Origin of the sequence: Nocardia noduli (assembly GCF_019038455.1) — a bacterium.
Lineage (GTDB): Bacteria > Actinomycetota > Actinomycetes > Mycobacteriales > Mycobacteriaceae > Nocardia > Nocardia noduli.
The window spans coordinates 1-1,653 of sequence record NZ_JAFMPL010000223.1; the positions used below are offsets into that span (position 1 = coordinate 1).

1 protein-coding gene and 1 pseudogene are annotated in these 1,653 nt (G+C 66.4%); both read left to right on the forward strand.

The window, feature by feature from the left end; genetic code table 11:
- Positions 1-1,036, forward strand: a pseudogene (locus JZ792_RS41025) (IS110 family RNA-guided transposase); the annotation flags it as partial.
- Between the two features lie 77 nt (positions 1,037-1,113).
- Positions 1,114-1,611, forward strand: coding sequence for an NUDIX hydrolase (locus tag JZ792_RS41030; RefSeq protein WP_216918363.1), 498 nt, complete (start codon positions 1,114-1,116; stop codon positions 1,609-1,611).
- Positions 1,612-1,653 lie beyond the last annotated feature (42 nt).

Genomic DNA, 1,653 nt, shown 5'->3' on the forward strand with positions numbered 1-1,653 from the left:
GCGGCCCGCTATTGATCGTGGTCGACCAGCCCAACACCATCGGCGCCCTGCCGGTCACCGTCGCCCGTGCCTGCGGCCATGACGTCGCCTACCTGCCTGGCCTGTCGATGCGGCGCATTGCCGATCTCTATCCGGGACAAGCCAAGACCGACGCCCGCGACGCCTACATCATCGCCGACGCGGCCCGCACCATGCCGCACACGCTGCGCCGCGTCGACACCGGCGATGAAACCCTCACCGAGCTCGGTGTCCTGGTCGGCTTCGACGACGACCTCGCGGGCGAGGCGACACGCACCAGCAACCGCATCCGCGGCCTGCTTACCAGCATCCACCCAGCCCTCGAACGCGTTCTGGGACCGCGTATCTCGCATCCGGCGGTCCTGGAAATCCTGTCGCGTTGCGGCGGGCCGCGGGGAATCCGAGCCGCAGGCAGACGCAAACTCACCACGATCGCGACCAGACACGCGCCGCGCATGGGCGCGCGGCTGGTCGAGGAAATCCTGGCCGCGCTGCCCGCACAGACGGTCACCGTTCCCGGCGCAAACGCCGCCGAGATCGTACTGCCGAAACTCGCCGATTCTCTGAAAACTGTTCTGCTGCAACGCAAGAGTGTCGCTGAAGATATCGAGAGGATGCTCGTTGATCACCCTCTTGCCAAGGTCCTGGCTCGATGCCCGGCGTCGGAGTCAGGACCGGAGCCCGCATCCTGCTCGAGGTCGGCGACGGCTCAGTCTTCGCCTCGGCCGGCCATCTCGCCTCCTACGCAGGCATCGCCCCGGTCACCCACCGATCCGGCAGCTCCATCCGCGGCGAGCACCCTGCCCGATCGGGCAACCACGAACTCAAACGCGCCTTGTTCCTGTCCGCGTTCGCCGCGCTGCACGACCCGGCCAGTCGCGCCTACTACACGCGAAAACGCGACGAAGGAAAGAAACACAACGCCGCCCTCATCTGCCTGGCCCGCCGCCGCTGCGATGTTCTCTACACCATGCTGAAAACCAAACAGCCCTACAGAGATTCGAGACCCGCGACCGCTCGAGTGTCGACGCGAACCCGGTCCTACACATACGCTCGGTCGCCGCAGGCCGTGAGGCCACCGAGAAAGGACCGCTCATGGAACCGACACCCGAGCAAGACAAACCGGTTCTGCGCCCCACAGTGCGGCTGCTGATACTCGATGAGAAAGACCGTTTGCTGATGTTCTCCGGCACCGACGACTCCGACGGCCACACGTTCTGGTTTCCGATCGGCGGCGGTCGCGAGGAGGGCGAAACGCTGGAGCAGACGGCGGCACGCGAGGCACGCGAGGAGACCGGGCTGACCGAGCTCTCACTGGGGCCCGAGGTCTGGCGCCGTCGCGCTATCGGCTCCTGGGGCGGCACCACCTACGACTGCCGCGAGCACTACTTCCTCGTCCGGGTCGGCAGTTTCGACATCGACACCGCCGGCTTCACCGACGACGAGCGCACCTCGATCACCGGCCACCACTGGTGGACACTCGACGAGTTGAACGCGACCAGCGACCGACTGGTCCCCGGCAACCTCCGCTCGCTCCTAGCCGACCTACTGCGCTCCGGGCCACCCGAAAAGCCGATCACCCTCACGCACTGAGCGCTAAACCCACTGCCCGCAGACCTTGCAAAAAACATAGGG

What these genes read in the sequence shown, in the direction of transcription:
- JZ792_RS41030 (WP_216918363.1), top strand. Translation starts at nt 1,114, where the DNA reads ATGGAACCGACACCCGAGCAAGACAAACCGGTTCTGCGCCCCACAGTG.